Genomic DNA, 16,612 nt, shown 5'->3' with positions numbered 1-16,612 from the left:
TGAACACCAGGGCCTCCTACGAATGTGCGCACCCCGGCCGCCCATCGACCAGGGTGATCCACGAGTCTTCATAGCGGGGCCCTGGGCCACAAGACCTCTCAACCCCGCCACCCTCATAGCGTCTGAGACCCGGCCGGCTCGACGCCGCTGCGCGTCAGTCGTCCGCGCCGTCGAGCCGCCGCGCCACCTCGGCCAGCGACCCGGCCAGCGAGGGGTAGACGGTGAACGTCCCCGCGACCTGCTCGGCGGTGAGCCGATGGGCGACGGCGAGCGTGTAGGGAAGGATCAGCTCGCTGGCGCGCGGGGCGACCACGACGGCGCCGATCACGGTGTGCGAGCCGGGGCGCACGATCAGCTTCACGAACCCCTCGGAGATGCCCTGCATCTTCGCGCGCGGGTTGGTGTCCAGCCCCAGCACGAGCACCTCGCCGGAGATCACCCCCTCGGCCACGTCCTGCTCGCTGACGCCGACGGTGGCGATCTCGGGGCTGGTGAACACGGCCGAGGACACCTGGGCGGCGATCAGCGGGGAGACCGCCTCGCCGAGCGCGTGGTGCATCGCGATCCGTCCCTGCATGGCCGCGACCGAGGCCAACGGGTACACGCCGGTGCAGTCCCCCGCCGCGTACACCCCGCGCACCGAGGTGCGGGAGACCCGGTCGGTCTCGATGTGACCGCGCTCGGTGATGCGCACGCCCGCCTCCTCCAGCCCGAGGTCGCCGGTGCGGGGGATCCCGCCGAGGGCCATCAGCGCGTGGCTGCCGGTGATCTCCTCGCCGGAGGTCAGCGTCACCACGACTCCGTCGCCCCGGCGACAGGCGGAGGCCGCCCGCGACCGGGAGCGCACGCTCACCCCGCGACGGGCGAAGGCGTCCTCGAGCACGTCGGCGGCGTCGGGGTCCGTCCCCGGCAGGACCTTCTCGCGGGAGGAGACCAGGGTGACCTCGCTGCCGAGCGCCCGGTACGCGCTGGCGAACTCGGCGCCGGTGACGCCGGAGCCGACCACGATCAGGTGCTCGGGCAGATGCTCGAGCTCGTACAGCTGCGTCCAGTTCAGCACCCGCTCGCCGTCGCACGGATCCGAGTCGAGCTCGCGGGGGCGGGCGCCGACGGCCAGCAGCACCACGTCGGCGTGCAGGCTCGCGCTGACGCCCCCTTCGCCGTCGAGGACCTCGACCGTCTCGGGGCCGGCCAGGCGTCCGCGGCCCTCGAGGATCCGGGCGCCGGCCTCGCTCAGGCTGGAGCGGATGTCGGCGGACTGTGCGGCGGCGAGCCGCTTGACCCGGGCGTTGACGGCGGCGAGGTCGACGTTGAGGGTCTGTGCGGTGGGGGCGGAGCCGGTGTCGGCGTCGCGGATCCCGAGGCCGTGTGAGCCGGCGACCACGTCCAGCACATCGGCCGTGGCGATGAGGGTCTTGGAGGGCACCACGTCGGTCAGGACGGCGGCGCCGCCGAGGCCGCGCTCCTCGATGAGCACCGTCTCCGCACCGCGCCGGGCCGCCGCCAGGGCCGCCTCGTACCCGCCGGGGCCGCCGCCGATGATCACCACGCGCGGGCGGTCCCCGGCGCTGGGCAGACGGTGGGGGTCCGACGGGAGGGCGGTGCTGGGATCGCTCACCTCTCCATTGTGGGGCACGACGCCTTCTGCGGGGCACGATCGGGCGCGGACGAGGGAGCGCCTGCGTTACCTTCGATCCATGACGGAATCCGCCCCTGACCCGTATCTGCTCGCCCGCGACGCCGCTGCTGCGATCGCCGAGGCCAGCGGTGTCCCCTCCCACGACCTCGCCCTGGTGCTGGGCTCCGGGTGGGCCGGCGCCGCGGACCTGCTCGGTGAGACGGTGTGGCAGGCCGACGCCACCACCGTTCCCGGCTTCCGGCCCCCCGCCGTGGCCGGCCACATCGGCACCCTGCGCTCGATCCGGGTCGAGGGCAGCGGCGCCCGTGCCCTCGTGCTCGGCGCCCGCACCCACTTCTACGAGGGCGCCGGCGTGGACGCGGTCGTCCACGGCGTGCGCACCGCCGCCGCCACCGGTGCCCGCACCATGGTCCTGACCAACGGCTGCGGCGGTATCAATCCGGACTGGTCCCCCGGCACCCCGGTGCTGATCTCGGATCAGATCAACTTCACCGGCACCACCCCGCTCGAGGGCGCCAACTTCCTCGACCTCACCGACCTGTACACGCCCGCCCTGCGCGAGATCGCCCGCGAGGTCGACCCCTCGCTCGACGAGGGCGTCTACATGCAGTTCCCGGGACCGACGTACGAGACCCCGGCCGAAGTGCAGATGGCAAAGGCCATCGGCGCGAGCCTGGTCGGCATGTCCACCGCCCTCGAGGCCATCGCCGCCCGCGAGGCCGGGATGGACGTGCTCGGCATCTCCCTGGTCACCAACCTCGCCGCCGGGATCAGCCCGGAGGCGCTCAGCCACGAGGAGGTCCTCGAGGCCGGCCGTGACGCGGGTCCCCGGATCTCCCGGCTGCTGGCCGAGACCGTCCGCCGCCTCACCGGTGCACCAGCCGGGGGCGACGACGGGGCGACGGCGCGATGACTCCCCGCCTCGACCCCGCGCTGCGCTCGCGCATCGAGGACTGGATCGCGGACGACCCGGACCCGGCCACCCGGGCCGCCCTCACCTCCCTGCTCGAGCAGGTGTCGGGTGATGACGAGGCGGCGGCCGACGACGAGTCCGCCGCCGGCTCGGTCCTCGACGAGCTGACCGACGCCTTCGCCGGGGATCTCCAGTTCGGCACCGCCGGCCTGCGCGGCCGCATGGGCCCCGGCCCGAACCGCATGAACCTCGCCGTCGTCTCCCGGGCCGCCCGCGGCCTGGCCGACCACCTCATCGGCGACCTCGGTCTCGACCGGCCGCTGGTGGTGATCGGCTACGACGCGCGCTACAACTCCCAGGACTTCGCCCACCGCTCGGCGGCGATCCTCACCGCTGCCGGCGCCCGCGTCCAGCTGCTGGACCGCTTCGGCCCCACCCCGCTGGTCGCCTTCGCCGTCCGCCACCTCGAGGCCGACGCCGGCATCGTCGTCACCGCCTCCCACAATCCGCCTGCGGACAACGGCTACAAGGTCTACCTCGGCGGCCGCGCCGCGGCGGCAGGCGGTCGGGGCGTTCAGATCGTGCCGCCGTCGGACGAGCAGATCGCCGCCCGCATCGCTGCCGTCGGCCCCGTTCGTGAGATCCCCGTCGCCGGGTCCGGCTGGGAGCTGCTGGGCGAGCAGCTGCGTGAGGACTACCTCGCGGCGATCTGCACCCTGCCCGATCTGGAGGGACCACGAGAGGTGCGCATCGTGCACACCGCGATGCACGGCGTGGGCACGGAGACCGCGCTCGCCGCCCTGCACCGCAGCGGGTTCGCGGAGGTCCACACCGTCGCCGAGCAGGCCGACCCCGATCCGGACTTCCCCACCGTGGCCTTCCCCAATCCCGAGGAGCCCGGCGCGATCGATCTGGCCCTGGAGCTGGCCCGATCCGTCGAGGCCGACGTGGTGATCGCCAATGACCCCGATGCGGACCGCTGCGCCGCCGCGGTGCTCGATCCGCATCTGGACGCCTGGCGGATGCTCACCGGCGACGAGCTGGGCGTGCTGCTCGGTGACCACCTGATCCGCCGGCACGAGTACCGCGGCGTCTTCGCCCGGTCGATCGTCTCCAGCCGCTGGCTGGACCGCGTGGTGCAGGGAGCCGGTTCCGCGCTGCAGACGGCTACGACCCAGCCGGCCACGCTCGAGCCGGCCACCACGCTGACCGGTTTCAAGTGGATCTCCCGCGCACCGGGCATCGTCTTCGGCTACGAGGAGGCCATCGGGTACTGCGTGCTGCCGGACGTGGTGCGCGACAAGGACGGACTCTCCACGGCGCTGATGGTCGCCGAGATGGCGGCGCTGGCTCGCGCGGAGGGCACCACGCTGGTGGGCAGGCTCGATGAGCTCGCGCAGCGGCACGGCCTGTACTCCACCGCGCAGCTCTCGATCCGCGTCGAGGACCTCACCGAGATCTCCGTGATGATGCAGCAGCTGCGCACCGCGCCGCCGGCTCAGCTGCTCGGGGCGTCCGTGGTCGAGACCCAGGATCTCTCCGCGGGATCCGTCGAGACGACCGGCCTGCCGCCGACGGAGGGCATGCTGCTTCTCAGCGAGGACGACACTCGCGTGGTCGTGCGTCCCTCGGGCACCGAGCCGAAGCTGAAGTGCTACCTCGAGGTCGCAGAAAGCGTTCCCGCGGGAACGTCCCCGGACCAGCTGGGCGCGATCCGGAGTCGCGCCGCCGATCGGCTCGGGGCCCTGAAGGACGAGCTGAGGGAGGCTCTGGGCCAGGCCTGAGCCCAGCCGGTCGTCACCTCGCGCCCCGGCTCAGTAGCCGGTGCCGGTGCCGCCCTCGAGCACTGCGCGCGATGAGGACAGTCCCAGCCGGCTCGCGCCCGCGGCGACCATCGCCTCGGCGGCCTCGCGGGTGCGGATCCCGCCGGAGGCCTTGACCCCGAGCCGGTCGCCGACGGTGCGCCGCATCAGGGCGACGGCTTCCTCGCTGGCCCCACCGGCGGGGTGGAACCCGGTCGAGGTCTTCACGAAATCGGCGCCGGCCCGCTCGGCGGCCTCGCACACCGCGACGATCTGCTCGTCGGTGAGCGCTGCCGATTCGATGATCACCTTCAGCACGACGGGCTGCGGCGCGGCGGCGCGGACCTGGCGGATCTCGTCCTCGACGGCGGCGAACTCCCCGGCACGGGCGAGTCCGACGTTGAGGACCATGTCGACCTCGTCGGCTCCCTTCTCGACGGAGTCGGCCGCTTCGGCCGCCTTGATCGAGGGGGCATGCTGACCGGAGGGGAACCCGCACACGGTCGCCACCTTCACGGTGGTCCGCACCGGCAGCATCGACGGCGAGATGCACACCGAGTAGGTGCCGAGATCCTCGGCCTCGCGCAGCAGTGCGGTGACATCGGCCGGCGTGGCCTCGGGCTTCAGCAGGGTGTGATCGATGAGTGCGGCGAGCTGGTCGCGGTCGAGATTCGTCATGCGCTGATCTTGGCAGACCGGCCGGTCCCCGCGCATCCACGGGCACCCGCACCCATTCCTCCACAACGCGCTGGTGTCCACATGTCGCCGCGGCGCCTGGTGCGCGGCACCGGATCCTGGTCGGCTGGTCGAACACCCGTTCCCCGACCGGGAGGTCACGATGTCCCTCGCCCCGCCGTCCACGCCGCCGGGCCGCCTCAGCGCAGAGAGGGCGGCCGCGCCATCCGCCGAGCACGCAGCACCGGGCCCGCCCTCCGTACCGGACGGCCCGCTGTCCCGCACCGATGCCGAACGTCTCGGGTCCCGTATCCAGGACCAGGCGGCCCGCATCGCCGAGGCCACCTGCGAGCTGCTGCTCATGGTCGGTGAGTTCGACGCCCGCGGCGGGCTGAGCTGGTTCGTCGGCCTGAAGTCGACGGCGCACTGGTTGGCGTGGGCATGTTCGATGTCGGCCGGGACCGCCCGCGAGCACGTGCGGATCGCGCGGGTTCTGCCCACGATGCCGCGAACTCTCGGGGAGTTCCGTGCCGGACGGCTCTCGTTCTCCAAGGTGCGCGAGATGACCCGGGTCGCCGGGCGCATCGACGAGGACGCCTTGGTCGAGCTCGCCCGCGACTCCACGGCCTCTCAGCTCGCCCGCGCCATCTCCTCCTTCCGAGCGGCTGATGGGAGCCGACTGGACCAGGAGACGATCCGCGAGGCGCGCTGGCGGACCCGGGACGATGGCATGGTCGAACTGCGGGCCGTGCTGCCGGCAGAGGTCGGCGCCGAGGTGACCACCGCGCTGGAGCTGGCCATGGCCCGGGACGGGCACGATGACGCGCCGGCCGCCACGACGGTGACGCCGCATGCACGGAATGTCCCGCCGACTGGTGCGGGTCAGCCCTCCGGCGAACCGACCAGCACCGACCGTGCCGATGCGGAGGTGACCACCACGGCCACTCTCGAACAGCGCCGCGCCGATGCGCTGCTCGACGTGGCGCGGGGTTATCTCGCCGCGGCGCCCGACGACCGCTCCGGGGAGGACCGACATGTGGTGGTGGTCCAGGTCAGCGCCGACGCCCTGAGCCGTGACGTTCCCGCGGGAACGTCCCAGCGGTGCAGCACGACCGGCGGCGGTCCGCTCGAGACCCGCACCGCGGAGCGTCTTGCCTGCACCGGCAAGGTCTCCGTCGCCATCACCGACACGACCGGCGAGGTCCTCCATCTGGGCCGGTCGCGCCGACTCGCCTCCCGCGCCCAACGTCGTGCCCTGAGGCTGCGGGACGAGACCTGCGTGTTCCCCGGCTGCCACCAGAGCAGGCATCTGGACGCTCACCACGTGACGCCCTGGTCCGAGGGCGGCCGCACCGATATAGAAGGACTCGCGCTGCTGTGCCGGCGCCACCACGTCATCGTCCACGAAGGCGGGCTCCGCCTCCAGCCGCTTCCGGCATCAACTGCCGGCCTCTCGCACTTCACGGTGGTGGACGCCGAAGACCGACCGGTACAGGCACGCTGGCCCGCCATGCTCGAGAGAGTCCGGACCAGGCCGTCGCCCGGCGTCCAGGACGATGAGGCCGGCGAGGCCGCCGAAGCCGGGAAGGACGACGGTCACGACACTCCGCCACCAGGCTCTGCAGATCCCCGCCGGATCGCGGCGCGGACCGGCGGGCAGGGGTTCAGCTTGTCGGAATGCGTCGATGCGTTGTGCCAGAACGTCGTCACCCTCGCAGCGTGACCCAGGCCGGTGTACATTTCCGGTGGGGTTGCGAACGGCAGCCGGTACTCGTCGCGACGGCCCCAGCACGACGCCGAACTGGCCTCTCGAGAGCTTCCGACCATGAGCGTCCCCCGTCGTCGAACCGTCCTCACCTCCGCAGCGCTCGGCGTCACAGGCGTGGCGGCCCTCGGCACTCTCGCCGCGACGTCGTCCATCACCGCCGGCGGCGAGCCGTCATCGTCCGCGGGTCGCTTCGGCTTCACGATCGGCTCCCTCGGGCCCGAGGGCGAGGGGTCGTCGGTGGAGCGGGTGCTCGAGGACGTCGCGGAGGTGTCGGCTCTGGGCGGATCCGGTGTCCGGCTCAACGCCGGGAGCGGGACCCTCCTGGAGACCTTCGACGGCCCCGATGACGACCTCATCTGGAACGAGAGCGCCGTCGCCGAGATGCACCGAATCCTGGCCGCCGCCGCGGACGCCGGGCTCCGCGTGTGCCTCATGGTGATCAACCACTACGACGTCCCCGACGCGGGCGAGGATCGCTGGCTGTCGAAGACCACCGCCTGGTGGGAAGGCTTGGCCGTGCGCTTCGCAGCACAGGTCCAGCAGATCCAGGTCTTCAACGAGGCCGACGCGCTGCATTACCGGCGCTACGAGGCGGTGGGCGACCGTCCCCCCGCCGCGTACCTCAGGGAGCTGGCGTCTCGCATCACAGAGGCCGGCCGGATCTTCCGCGCCCACTCCCGGGACGTGCAGATCACCACGAATCTCTACGGCTGGCCGGTGGGCGACGACATCGAGGACCGATGGCACCAGGTGCTCACCGTCCTCGCTCCGACCCTGGATCTGCTCACCGTGGACGCCTACATCGATTGGGCCGATACCGGGGCCGAGACTCTGGGCGGCCTCGTCGACCGGATCGCAAGGCTGCACAGCACATACGGCAAACCCGTCGCCATCGGTGAGCTCGGAGATCCCACGTGCTCGATCTGCAGCACCCAGCAGGAGCAGGCGGAGCATTACGCGACCTTCCTCGACGTGCTCGGGGGTGCCGGCGATGAACTGACCGATGTCTTCTTCTACCAGCTGCGGGACCGCTCCGCCCGGGACCAGAGCGAGGAGACTTTCGGGGTGATGACCGAGTCCGGCTCCGCCAAGGCCGCCTACAACATGCTGCTGGATCGCGGACTGAGCTGACCCCTCCCCGAGCGCACGTGAGCGGTTCGCCTCACCACCGCCCGAACTGCCCGTCGGCCCCGGATCCGGCCCCTCGAGCGCCTAGACTCGTCGCCCGTGACCGAACCCGCCTCCCGCCCTCGCCCGCCGCGACGCATCGTGCTGCTCGCCGGTCCCTCCGGCAGCGGGAAGGGCGAGATGTCCCGCCGCTCCGGGTTGCCGGTGCTGAGCCTGGACGACTTCTACTGCGAGGCCGACGCCCCCGGCCTGCCGCATCGATTCGGGATCGTGGACTGGGACGACCCCGCCTCGTGGGATGCCGGCGCGGCCCTCGATGCCCTCACGGCGCTCGCTCACGACGGCACTGCGGAGGTGCCCGTCTATTCGATCTCCGAGTCTCGGCGGGTGGGGACCGGACGGGTCGACGCGGGTGACGCACCCCTGATCATCGCGGAAGGGATCTTCGCCGCCGAGCTGATCGCACCGCTCGCCGCCGCCGGGCTGCTCGCCGATGCGATCGTGCTGCACCGCCCCGTGCCGCTCGTGTTCACGCTGCGACTGGTCCGGGATCTGCGGGAGAACCGCAAGCCGCCCGCGACGCTGCTGCGCCGGGGCTGGGCACTGGCGCGCGAGCAGCCCGGCCAGGTGCAGGGGTGGATCCGCGCGGGCATGCGCCCGGAAGGTCTACGGGCAGGCACGCGCCACCTGCATCGGCTGACGGAGATGGCCACCGCGGAGATCAGCCAGCGACGCCTCGGCCAGCCGACCGACCTCCTGCGCATCACCGCCGTGAGCTTCCTGCGCGAGGGCTCCCGCGGCACCGAGGTGCTGGCGGTGCGCAAGCGCGGCACCGGTTCGTACATGCAGGTCGGAGGCAAGCTGGAGCCGGGCGAATCGGCACTCGAAGCAGCTGCGCGGGAGGTCGAGGAGGAGCTCGACGTCCGCCTGGATCCGGCCGAGCTCGAGCTGCTCGGCGAGTTCGAGGCCGTCGCCGCGAACGAGCCGAACACCATCGTGCGCTCGACGGTGTTCGTCGCCCGCACGCCTCTGCCGGAGCCGCTGACCGTGCGCGCTGAGATCGACGGCCACCGCTGGTTCGGGGTCGATGAGCCGGGAACCGGTACTCGGCTGGCGCCGCTGATGGCCGATCACATCCTGCCTGCGCTGCGAAAGCTCCCACCTCGAGCGCGCTGACCCGCGTGGTTGTGGTTGTACGGCTCGCTCAGGCGATGCGGTCCTTGACGATGCTGCGCGACGGCACCGGCTCCCCGGAGGGGTACATCGTCCAGGACCCCTCGATCGCCTCGACGGCCCGGGCGACACGTTCCGGGGTGTCGGTGTGCAGGCGCGCCAGGACGTCCCCGGCCTGCACCCTGTCCCCGATGTGGGCGGTGATCTCCACTCCCGCGGCGGCCTGGACGGCCTCCCCCGGACGCGAGCGCCCCGCTCCCAGACGCCACGCCGCGACGCCCACGCCCATCGCGTCCAGGCCCGTCACCACGCCGTCCTCGCGAGCCCGGAACTCCTCGACATGCTTCGCCTCCGGCAGCGGTGCGTCGACGTCACCGCCCTGGGCGGAGATCATCGCTCGCCACGAGTCCATGGCGCGTCCGTCGGCGAGCGCGGCCTCGACGTCGGCGTCGTGGACCCCGGCGGCGGCGAGCATCTCGCGGGCGAGGGCGCAGGTCAGCTCGACCACGTCGGCCGGTCCCCCGCCGGCGAGAACGTCGAGGGACTCACGCACCTCCAGGGCGTTGCCCGCGGTCCGGCCCAGCGGCGCGGACATGTCGGTCAGCAGGGCGACCGTGTGCACGCCGGCGTCGGTGCCGAGCTCGACCATGGTGCGGGCGAGCTCGCGGGCGTCGGACTCCTCGCGCATGAAGGCGCCGGCCCCGGTCTTGACGTCGAGCGTGAGCGCAGCGGTGCCCTCGGCGATCTTCTTGGACATGATGGAGCTGGCGATCAGCGGGATCGACTCGACGGTGCCGGTGACGTCGCGGAGGGCGTAGAGCTTCTTGTCCGCCGGGGCCAGCCCGGAGCCGGCGGCGCAGATGACGGCACCGGCGCTCTCCAGCTGCGACATCATCTCCCCAGCCGTGAGGTCCGCGCGCCATCCGGGGATGGCTTCGAGCTTGTCGAGCGTGCCTCCGGTGTGGCCCAGCCCGCGACCGGACAGCTGCGGCACCGCCACCCCGTAGGACGCGACCAACGGGGCCAGGGGCAGCGTGATCTTGTCCCCCACGCCGCCGGTGGAGTGCTTGTCGGTGGTGGGCTTGGACAGCGCCTGGAAGTCCATCCGCTCACCGCTGGCGATCATCGCGCGGGTCCACCGGGCGATCTCGCCCCGCTCCATCCCGCGCACGAAGATCGCCATGGCCAGGGCCGCCATCTGTTCCTCGGCGACGACGCCGCGGGTGTAGGCGTCGATGACCCAGTCGATGCGCTCGTCCTCCAGCACCCCGCCGTCGCGTTTGGTGCGGATGATGTCGACGACGTCGAAGGGCTCGACGCCGGTGTTCTCGTTGCGGTCGGCGCGATCAGTCATGTGCTCGTGTCTCCTCGAGGTCGTGGGGGCCGAAGGCCTGCGGCAGCACGGCGTCCATGCCGAGCACGCCCTGCGGGGTGAGGATCTCCATGCTCGCCGCGGCGTGCTCGGACAGCAGCTGGCGGCAGCGGCCGCACGGCATGATCACCTCGCCGGCGCCGTTGACGCACGTGAAGGCGACCAGCTTGCCGCCCCCTCCGGCGATGAGGTCACCGACCAGGCCGCATTCGGCGCACAGGGTGACGCCGTACCCGGCGTTCTCCACGTTGCAGCCGGAGACCGTGCGCCCGTCGTCGACCAGCGCGGCGGCTCCCACGTGGTAGCCCGAGTACGGCGCGTAGGCGCGTGAGGCTATGTCCCGCGCCACCTCGAGCAGCTGCGTGAATGGCGCTCCGGGTGCATCGACCCGGACAGCAGACCCCGTCATCGTTCCTCCTTGCCGATGTGCCGATCAGGGCCCCAGCCTGTCACAGCGCCGGCAGTCTCATTGCTTGACGTACGGGGTGCCGTTGGCGGCGGGCACGCGCACTCTGCCGACGATGCCGGCGACGGCGAACAGGGTGACCACGTACGGAAGCATGAGCAGGAAGTCGCCGGGGATGGAGACCCCGCCCTCCGCGGCCGCGAGGGTGCCCAGCCGCAGCTGCAGGGAGTCGGCGAAGGCGAAGGTCAGTGCCGCGAGCAGGGCGCCGACGGGGTGGTAGCGGCCGAGGATCATCGCGGCCAGGGCGATGTACCCCTTCCCGTCGGACATCTCCTCGCCGAAGGCGACACCGGTGCCGATCGTCAGTGTGGCGCCGCCCAGACCCGCGACGGCGGAGCCGAGCAGCACATTGGACCACCGGGTGCGGTTGACGGGGATGCCGACGGTGTCGGCGGCGCGCGGGTGCTCGCCGACCGCTCGCACGCGCAGGCCCCAGCGGGTGCGGAACAGGGCCACGGTCAGACCTGCCACGATGATCCACATCAGGTAGACCAGCACGTTCTGCTCGAACAGGACCCGGCCGACGACGGGGATGTCCGCCAGCAGGGGGATCCGCAGCGTGGGCAGCTTCAGCGGCGAGTTGAACCGGCCGGGGTTCTGGTCCATGACGGTGCCGGCGAAGAACGAGGTCAGGCCGATGGCCAGGACGTTCAGGACCACGCCGACGATGATCTGCTGGACCCGGTAGCCGACGGCGAACAGTGCCAGCAGGGCTCCCATCAGCAGCGCCATGATCGGGGCCGCTGCCAGGCCCACCCAGACGTTCCCGGCGAGCGAGCCGACCAGGGCGGCCCCGAACGCGCCGAAGAGCAGCTGTCCCTCGATCGCGATATTGATGACGCCGGAACGCTCGGACAGCACCCCGGAGAAGGCGCCGAAGGCGAGCGGCACGGCCAGGATCAGGGTGCCCTGCAGCAGGGAGGTCACATCCAGCAGCCGCTGCGAGATCACCCAGGTCAGGAAGGCGAGAACCCAGGCGAGCGCGAAGACGGCCACCAGCCCGCCGCGCACCCGGGCCGACGGCCGGGCGCTGCGGGCGTGCAGCGACCACAGGGCGGCCGAGGCGAGCAGTGCGACCACGGACAGCCCGATGGCGGCCGGCATAGAGGGGACGGTGACGCGCTCGGGCACGATGCCCAGCGGGTTCAGGTCGCCCTCACGGGCGAGGGCGAAGGTCGACTCGGCACCGGGGATCCCGCGCAGACCGAACACGACCAGGGCGATCAGTCCCAGGACGGTGGTGGCGGCCGGCAGGTGCCACCAGTTGTCGGGGCGACGGTCGTCGGCCTCCGCGGTGGTCTCGGTCCCGTCGGGCACGACGGCGGGTGCAGCGGTCATCGTTCCTCTCCCTGCGCGTCGTCTCGATGGCCGGGTCCGTGCTCGCGGGGCGGGTCGGCCCCGGGCGGGGGCGCGGGCGATGCCGCCGCCGGCGCTGCGCCGGGCGGGTCGCTGGGGGCAGTACGAGCGCGCCGGCGCCGGCGCGAGCCCGCCGAGGGATCGTCCACGCCCCTCAGGCCGATCAGGGTGCGCACCAGCGGCGGCGCCGCGATGAACAGCACCACGAGCACCTGGATCACCTGCACGAGCTCCTGCGGCACGTTCTGGTTGCTGTCCATGAACTGGCCCCCCGTGGACAGCCCGGCGAACAGCAGCCCGGCCAGGACGATCCCCACCGGGCCCGAGCGACCCAGCAGCGCCACGGTGATGGCATCGAACCCGATGTTGCCGGCGACCCCCTCGGACAGCCGCTTCTCGGTGCCCAGCACGTGCACGGCACCGGCCAGTCCGACCAGAGCACCGGCGACGGCCAGCACCAGGAACGAGGTGCGGGCCGGGGAGATGCCGGCGACCTGGGCGGCGCGCGGGTTCGACCCCACGGCGCGGAACCGGAACCCGAGGGTCGAGCGGCTCATCAGCCACCACAGGGCGACCGCGGCCCCGGCGGCCAGGAACAGGCCGGCATGGAGACGGAACGCCGAACCCAGCAGGGACGGCAGCTGCGCCGAATCCGCGATCGACGGCGAGGTGGGCTGCGCCTGGTTGGCTCCGGTGAACGCGGCCGTCTTCATGGCGTAGGCCAGCAGATACGTAGCGATCCAGTTCAACATGATGGTGCTGATGACCTCGTTGGCGCCGAAGCGGGCCTTGAGGAAACCGGCGATACCGCCCCACAGGGCTCCGGCGAGAACGCCGGCCAGCAGCGCCACCAGCAGGTGGATCACGATCGGCAGGTCCCACGTGAAGCCGATGTAGCCGGCGGCCATGGCGCCCACGATGAGCTGTCCGGTGCCGCCGATGTTGAACAGTCCCGCGCGGAAGCTGACGGCCATGCCGGCGGCGGCGATGATCAGCGGGGTCGCCACGGTCAGGGTCTCCGTCAGCGGACGCAGACCCGCGGCCAGCGCCGGGAACAGGACGTACGTGCCGGTGCCGCCGGCCTCGCGCAGGTCCGAGGCGACGTCGGCGAACCTGGGGCCGTCGAACACGGCGCCGCGGAACATCGCCCCGTAGGCCTGGGTGACGGACTGCCAGATGGCGATGAGGGCGTCGGAGGGCCGGTCGACGAAGTACCCCAGGGTGGCGCGCACCTCCTGGTCGGCGATGACGATGAACACCGAACCGACGAGGAAGGCGAGGACGAAGCTCATCACCACCACGAGCGTGTCGCCGCGGGCGATGGACTGGACCAGCCTGGTCCAGCGGGCCTCGGCCTCCTGCTCGGGCGGCGGAGGAGTGGGCTCACCGCCGGAGCCGACGCCCGGTGCGGTGCCCTCGGGGGCGAGGGTGCTCATACGATCTCTCCTTCGTCGGCGAGCTCCGAGTCGGTGGTGCGGGCCCCGGCGGCGACGGCCTCGCGGGCGGCCTCGACGGTGTAGCCGGCCATCATCAGGCCGAGCACGTCGCGGTCCTCGTCGCCGGCGACGATCCCGAGGATCGAGCCGCGGTACATGACGGCGATGCGGTCGGCGAGCTGGACGACCTCGTCGAGCTCGGTCGAGACGATCACCACGGGCGTGCCCTTGTCGCGCTCGTCGAGGATCCGACGGTGGAGGAACTCGATGGAGCCGACGTCGACCCCGCGGGTGGGCTGGGAGGCGATCAGCAGCGCGAGCTCACGGTGGAGGGCGCGGGCCATCACGACCTTCTGCTGGTTGCCGCCGGAGAGCGTGGAGACCGCGGAATCGGCCGATTCGGTGCGCACGTCGAACTCGGGGATCAGCGACTTCGCGTTCTCGCGCACGGCCTTCGGGGACATCGCCAGGGCCGAGCCGAACGGGGCGCGGTCGTGCTGGTCCAGCACGAGGTTCTCGGCGACGGAGAAGTCCGGCACCAGGGCGTCGTGGGTGCGGTCCTCCGGGACGAAGCCGACGCCCGCGTCGAGCACCTGCTTGGTGCTGCGGCCGACGAGCTCCCGCCCCTCGAGCCGCGCGGATCCGTGCACGCTGTGCTGCAGGCCGAGCAGCGCCTCGGTCAGCTCCGTCTGCCCGTTGCCCTGGACGCCGGCGATCGCGAGCACCTCGCCGTGGCGGACGTCGAAGGAGACCCCGTCCAGGGTCCGGTTGCCGGCCGCGTCGCTGACTCGCAGGTTCCTCACCGCCAGGGCGACCTCCCCGGCCGCGGCCTCGGTCTTGTCCTGGGCGAGGGAGACCTGGCGGCCCACCATCAGCGAGGCGAGCTGCGCCTGGTCGGCCGACGGGTCGGCTTCGCCGACGACCGCGCCGCGGCGGATGACCGTGATGCGGTCGGAGACGGCTTTGACCTCGCGCAGCTTGTGGGTGATGAAGACGATCGAGGTGCCCTCCTCGCTCAGCTGGCGCATGATCCCCATCAACTCGTCGGTCTCCTGCGGGGTGAGCACGGCGGTGGGCTCGTCCAGCACGAGCACCTCGGCGCGCCGGCTGAGGGCCTTGATGATCTCCACGCGCTGCTGGGCTCCGACGGGGAGGTCCTCGACCAGCGCGTCGGGATCGAGGTCGAAGTCGAAGCGGGCGGAGATCTCGCGCACCAGCTGCCGCGCGGCGGCGAGGTCGAGCAGACCGCCCGAGGTGGGTTCGTGGCCGAGGACGACGTTCTCGGCGACGGTGAAGACGGGGACCAGCATGAAGTGCTGGTGGACCATCCCGATGCCCGCGGCCATGGCGTCCCCGGGGTCGGAGAAGCTCACCGGGGACCCGTCCACGAGGATCTGCCCGCCGTCGGGGCGATAGAGCCCGTACAGCACGTTCATCAGGGTCGACTTGCCGGCCCCGTTCTCGCCGAGCAGGGAGTGGATCTCCCCCGGTTCGACGACCAGGTCGATGGCGTCGTTGGCCACGAGCGACCCGAAGGTCTTCGTGATCCCGCGCAGTTCGAGCTTCACAGCATTCGCTTCCGTCGGCGCCGGCCGTGGACATCGGCCGGGAGATCAAGGGGCATCACAGGCGGTCCCCGCCCACCGGTGCGGGGACCGCCTGCGTCGGGCTGGTCACGTGAGGATCAGCGGGTCAGGCGCCCTCGGGCGTCGCCGCGGACTCGACCACCACGGTGCCGTCGATGATGTCCTGCGTGAGGGCCTCGATCTCGCTGGTCAGCTCCTCGGGGACCTCGTCCTCGAAGTCGTGGTACGGCGCCAGGCCCACGCCGCCGTTCTCCAGGGTGCCCACGTACGGGGTGGAGTCGAAGCTCCCCTCGGCGGCGCCGGTGATGACGTCCTCGGTCGCGGTGGTCATCTCCTTCATGACCGAGGTGAGGATGCGCGACTGGGCCTCGGGATCGGAGGAGTTGGTCTCGTAGCCGTCGCTGTCGACCCAGATCACCATGCGGCCCTCACCCTCCTTGGCGGAGGCGAGGGTGCCGGCGCCCACGGGCCCGGCGACCGGCATGATGATGTCCGCCCCGGCGCTGTAGAACTCGTCGGAGACGGCCTTGCCCTTGGACTGGTCCTCGAAGGTGCCCACGATGGAGCCCTCCTGGGTCTCCTTGTTCCAGCCCAGCGCCTCGACCTCGGCGTCGTGGGTCTCGTTGTAGTGGGCGACCCCGTCGACGAAGCCGTCCATGAAGATGGTGACCGTCGGCAGGTCCACGCCGCCGTAGGTGGCGACCTTGCCGGTCTCGGTGGTGCCGGCGGCGAGGTAGCCGGCCAGGAACGCGGCCTCGGCGGTGTTGAACTCGAGCGGCTTGACGTTCTCCAGCTCGATCGGGTTGCCGTCGGCGTCCTGGGCGGTGGAGTCGACGGTGGCGAAGTTGATGTCCTCGTGCTCCTGGGCGGCGGCGCCGGTGGCCGGGGCCAGCAGGAACCCGACCGTGATGATGAGGTCGCAGCCCTCGGTGACCATGTTGTTGATGTTGGGCACGAAGTCCGCATCGCTGGTCGACTCCGCGGTCGCCTTCTCGATGCCGAGGTCCTCCTCGGCCGCCAGCAGGCCGTTGTAGCTGGACTCGTTGAACGACTTGTCGTCCCAGCCGCCGGAGTCGGAGACCATGCAGGCCTTGTAGTCGCTGGCGGCCCCTCCGCCGTCGCTGCCGCCGCTGCCACCGGCGCTCTCCTCGGGCGCGGTGCCGCACGCGGCGAGGGTCAGGACGCCGGCGCCGGTCAGGGCGAGCGCACGCGTGATGCTCTTCATGGATTCCTCCGGTGGGGATGCAGGGTCGGGCCGGGCAGGTCCGGCACGGGTCTCGGGCGACAGCGCTGTCTCG

General features: G+C 72.0%; 13 protein-coding genes. 5 read left to right on the top strand and 8 right to left on the bottom strand.

Going from position 1 to position 16,612, the window contains the following annotated elements:
• Positions 1-154: 154 nt before the first annotated feature.
• The gene (locus AC5020_RS12815; RefSeq protein WP_494564438.1) at positions 155-1,618 is read right to left on the bottom strand and encodes an NAD(P)H-quinone dehydrogenase; all 1,464 of its coding nucleotides are present in this window, start codon (positions 1,616-1,618) and stop codon (positions 155-157) included.
• 79 nt (positions 1,619-1,697) lie between these two features.
• Here AC5020_RS12815 and AC5020_RS12810 point away from each other — a divergent pair, with 79 nt between their 5' ends.
• A complete protein-coding gene (locus tag AC5020_RS12810) occupies positions 1,698-2,552 on the top strand; it encodes a purine-nucleoside phosphorylase (protein ID WP_464988587.1) in 855 nt (284 codons plus the stop codon).
• Complete coding sequence (locus tag AC5020_RS12805) at positions 2,549-4,336, top strand: phospho-sugar mutase (RefSeq protein ID WP_464988586.1); 1,788 nt, start codon at positions 2,549-2,551, stop codon at positions 4,334-4,336. Before AC5020_RS12810 ends, AC5020_RS12805 begins: the two co-directional genes overlap by 4 nt.
• Before the next feature lie 30 nt (positions 4,337-4,366).
• Here the strand turns inward: AC5020_RS12805 and deoC are convergent, their stop codons facing one another.
• On the bottom strand, positions 4,367-5,032 hold the full coding sequence (deoC, locus tag AC5020_RS12800; protein WP_377792907.1) for a deoxyribose-phosphate aldolase: 666 nt from the start codon (positions 5,030-5,032) through the stop codon (positions 4,367-4,369).
• Positions 5,033-5,192: 160 nt separating this feature from the next.
• Here deoC and AC5020_RS12795 point away from each other — a divergent pair, with 160 nt between their 5' ends.
• The 3 genes from AC5020_RS12795 (at position 5,193) to AC5020_RS12785 (ending at position 9,101) form a co-directional block, all read left to right on the top strand.
• On the top strand, positions 5,193-6,752 hold the full coding sequence (locus AC5020_RS12795) for an HNH endonuclease signature motif containing protein (RefSeq protein WP_464988585.1): 1,560 nt from the start codon (positions 5,193-5,195) through the stop codon (positions 6,750-6,752).
• A 102-nt stretch (positions 6,753-6,854) separates the two neighbouring features.
• Positions 6,855-7,928 carry a glycoside hydrolase family 113 protein gene (locus tag AC5020_RS12790; RefSeq protein ID WP_464988584.1) on the top strand — a complete coding sequence of 358 codons (1,074 nt, stop codon included), beginning with the start codon at positions 6,855-6,857 and terminating at the stop codon, positions 7,926-7,928.
• Between the two features lie 96 nt (positions 7,929-8,024).
• On the top strand, positions 8,025-9,101 hold the full coding sequence (locus tag AC5020_RS12785; protein ID WP_464988583.1) for an NUDIX domain-containing protein: 1,077 nt from the start codon (positions 8,025-8,027) through the stop codon (positions 9,099-9,101).
• A 28-nt stretch (positions 9,102-9,129) separates the two neighbouring features.
• On the opposite strand, the gene AC5020_RS12780 is transcribed toward AC5020_RS12785, so the two are convergent.
• The 6 genes from AC5020_RS12780 to AC5020_RS12755 form a co-directional block, all read right to left on the bottom strand.
• The gene (locus AC5020_RS12780) at positions 9,130-10,452 is read right to left on the bottom strand and encodes a thymidine phosphorylase (protein ID WP_464988582.1); all 1,323 of its coding nucleotides are present in this window, start codon (positions 10,450-10,452) and stop codon (positions 9,130-9,132) included.
• A complete protein-coding gene (locus AC5020_RS12775) occupies positions 10,445-10,879 on the bottom strand; it encodes a cytidine deaminase (RefSeq protein ID WP_377019862.1) in 435 nt (144 codons plus the stop codon). Before AC5020_RS12775 ends, AC5020_RS12780 begins: the two co-directional genes overlap by 8 nt.
• A 57-nt stretch (positions 10,880-10,936) precedes the next feature.
• Positions 10,937-12,274, bottom strand: a complete 1,338-nt coding sequence (locus tag AC5020_RS12770; RefSeq protein WP_464988581.1) for an ABC transporter permease — start codon at positions 12,272-12,274, stop codon at positions 10,937-10,939.
• Positions 12,271-13,728: an ABC transporter permease gene (locus AC5020_RS12765; protein ID WP_464988580.1), complete on the bottom strand. Its 1,458-nt coding sequence runs from the start codon at positions 13,726-13,728 to the stop codon at positions 12,271-12,273. Before AC5020_RS12765 ends, AC5020_RS12770 begins: the two co-directional genes overlap by 4 nt.
• Positions 13,725-15,296 (bottom strand): ABC transporter ATP-binding protein, encoded by a 1,572-nt coding sequence (locus AC5020_RS12760; protein WP_464988579.1) that lies wholly within the window; start codon positions 15,294-15,296, stop codon positions 13,725-13,727. The genes AC5020_RS12765 and AC5020_RS12760 overlap by 4 nt, the downstream gene beginning before the upstream one ends.
• Positions 15,297-15,420: 124 nt before the next feature.
• Positions 15,421-16,539: a BMP family lipoprotein gene (locus AC5020_RS12755; protein WP_464988578.1), complete on the bottom strand. Its 1,119-nt coding sequence runs from the start codon at positions 16,537-16,539 to the stop codon at positions 15,421-15,423.
• Positions 16,540-16,612 lie beyond the last annotated feature (73 nt).

The organism is Brachybacterium sp. SYSU DS0246 (assembly GCF_059391765.1).
The sequence above is the reverse complement of the archived record's forward strand: the minus strand, read 5'-3'. Positions and strand labels throughout refer to the sequence as shown.

Coding starts and splice junctions, on each gene's coding strand:
- AC5020_RS12810 (WP_464988587.1), top strand. CDS start 1,698: ATGACGGAATCCGCCCCTGACCCGTATCTGCTCGCCCGCGACGCCGCT.
- AC5020_RS12805 (WP_464988586.1), top strand. CDS start 2,549: ATGACTCCCCGCCTCGACCCCGCGCTGCGCTCGCGCATCGAGGACTGG.
- deoC (WP_377792907.1), bottom strand. CDS start 5,032: ATGACGAATCTCGACCGCGACCAGCTCGCCGCACTCATCGATCACACC.
- AC5020_RS12795 (WP_464988585.1), top strand. CDS start 5,193: ATGTCCCTCGCCCCGCCGTCCACGCCGCCGGGCCGCCTCAGCGCAGAG.
- AC5020_RS12790 (WP_464988584.1), top strand. CDS start 6,855: ATGAGCGTCCCCCGTCGTCGAACCGTCCTCACCTCCGCAGCGCTCGGC.
- AC5020_RS12780 (WP_464988582.1), bottom strand. CDS start 10,452: ATGACTGATCGCGCCGACCGCAACGAGAACACCGGCGTCGAGCCCTTC.
- AC5020_RS12775 (WP_377019862.1), bottom strand. CDS start 10,879: ATGACGGGGTCTGCTGTCCGGGTCGATGCACCCGGAGCGCCATTCACG.
- AC5020_RS12770 (WP_464988581.1), bottom strand. CDS start 12,274: ATGACCGCTGCACCCGCCGTCGTGCCCGACGGGACCGAGACCACCGCG.
- AC5020_RS12765 (WP_464988580.1), bottom strand. CDS start 13,728: ATGAGCACCCTCGCCCCCGAGGGCACCGCACCGGGCGTCGGCTCCGGC.
- AC5020_RS12755 (WP_464988578.1), bottom strand. CDS start 16,539: ATGAAGAGCATCACGCGTGCGCTCGCCCTGACCGGCGCCGGCGTCCTG.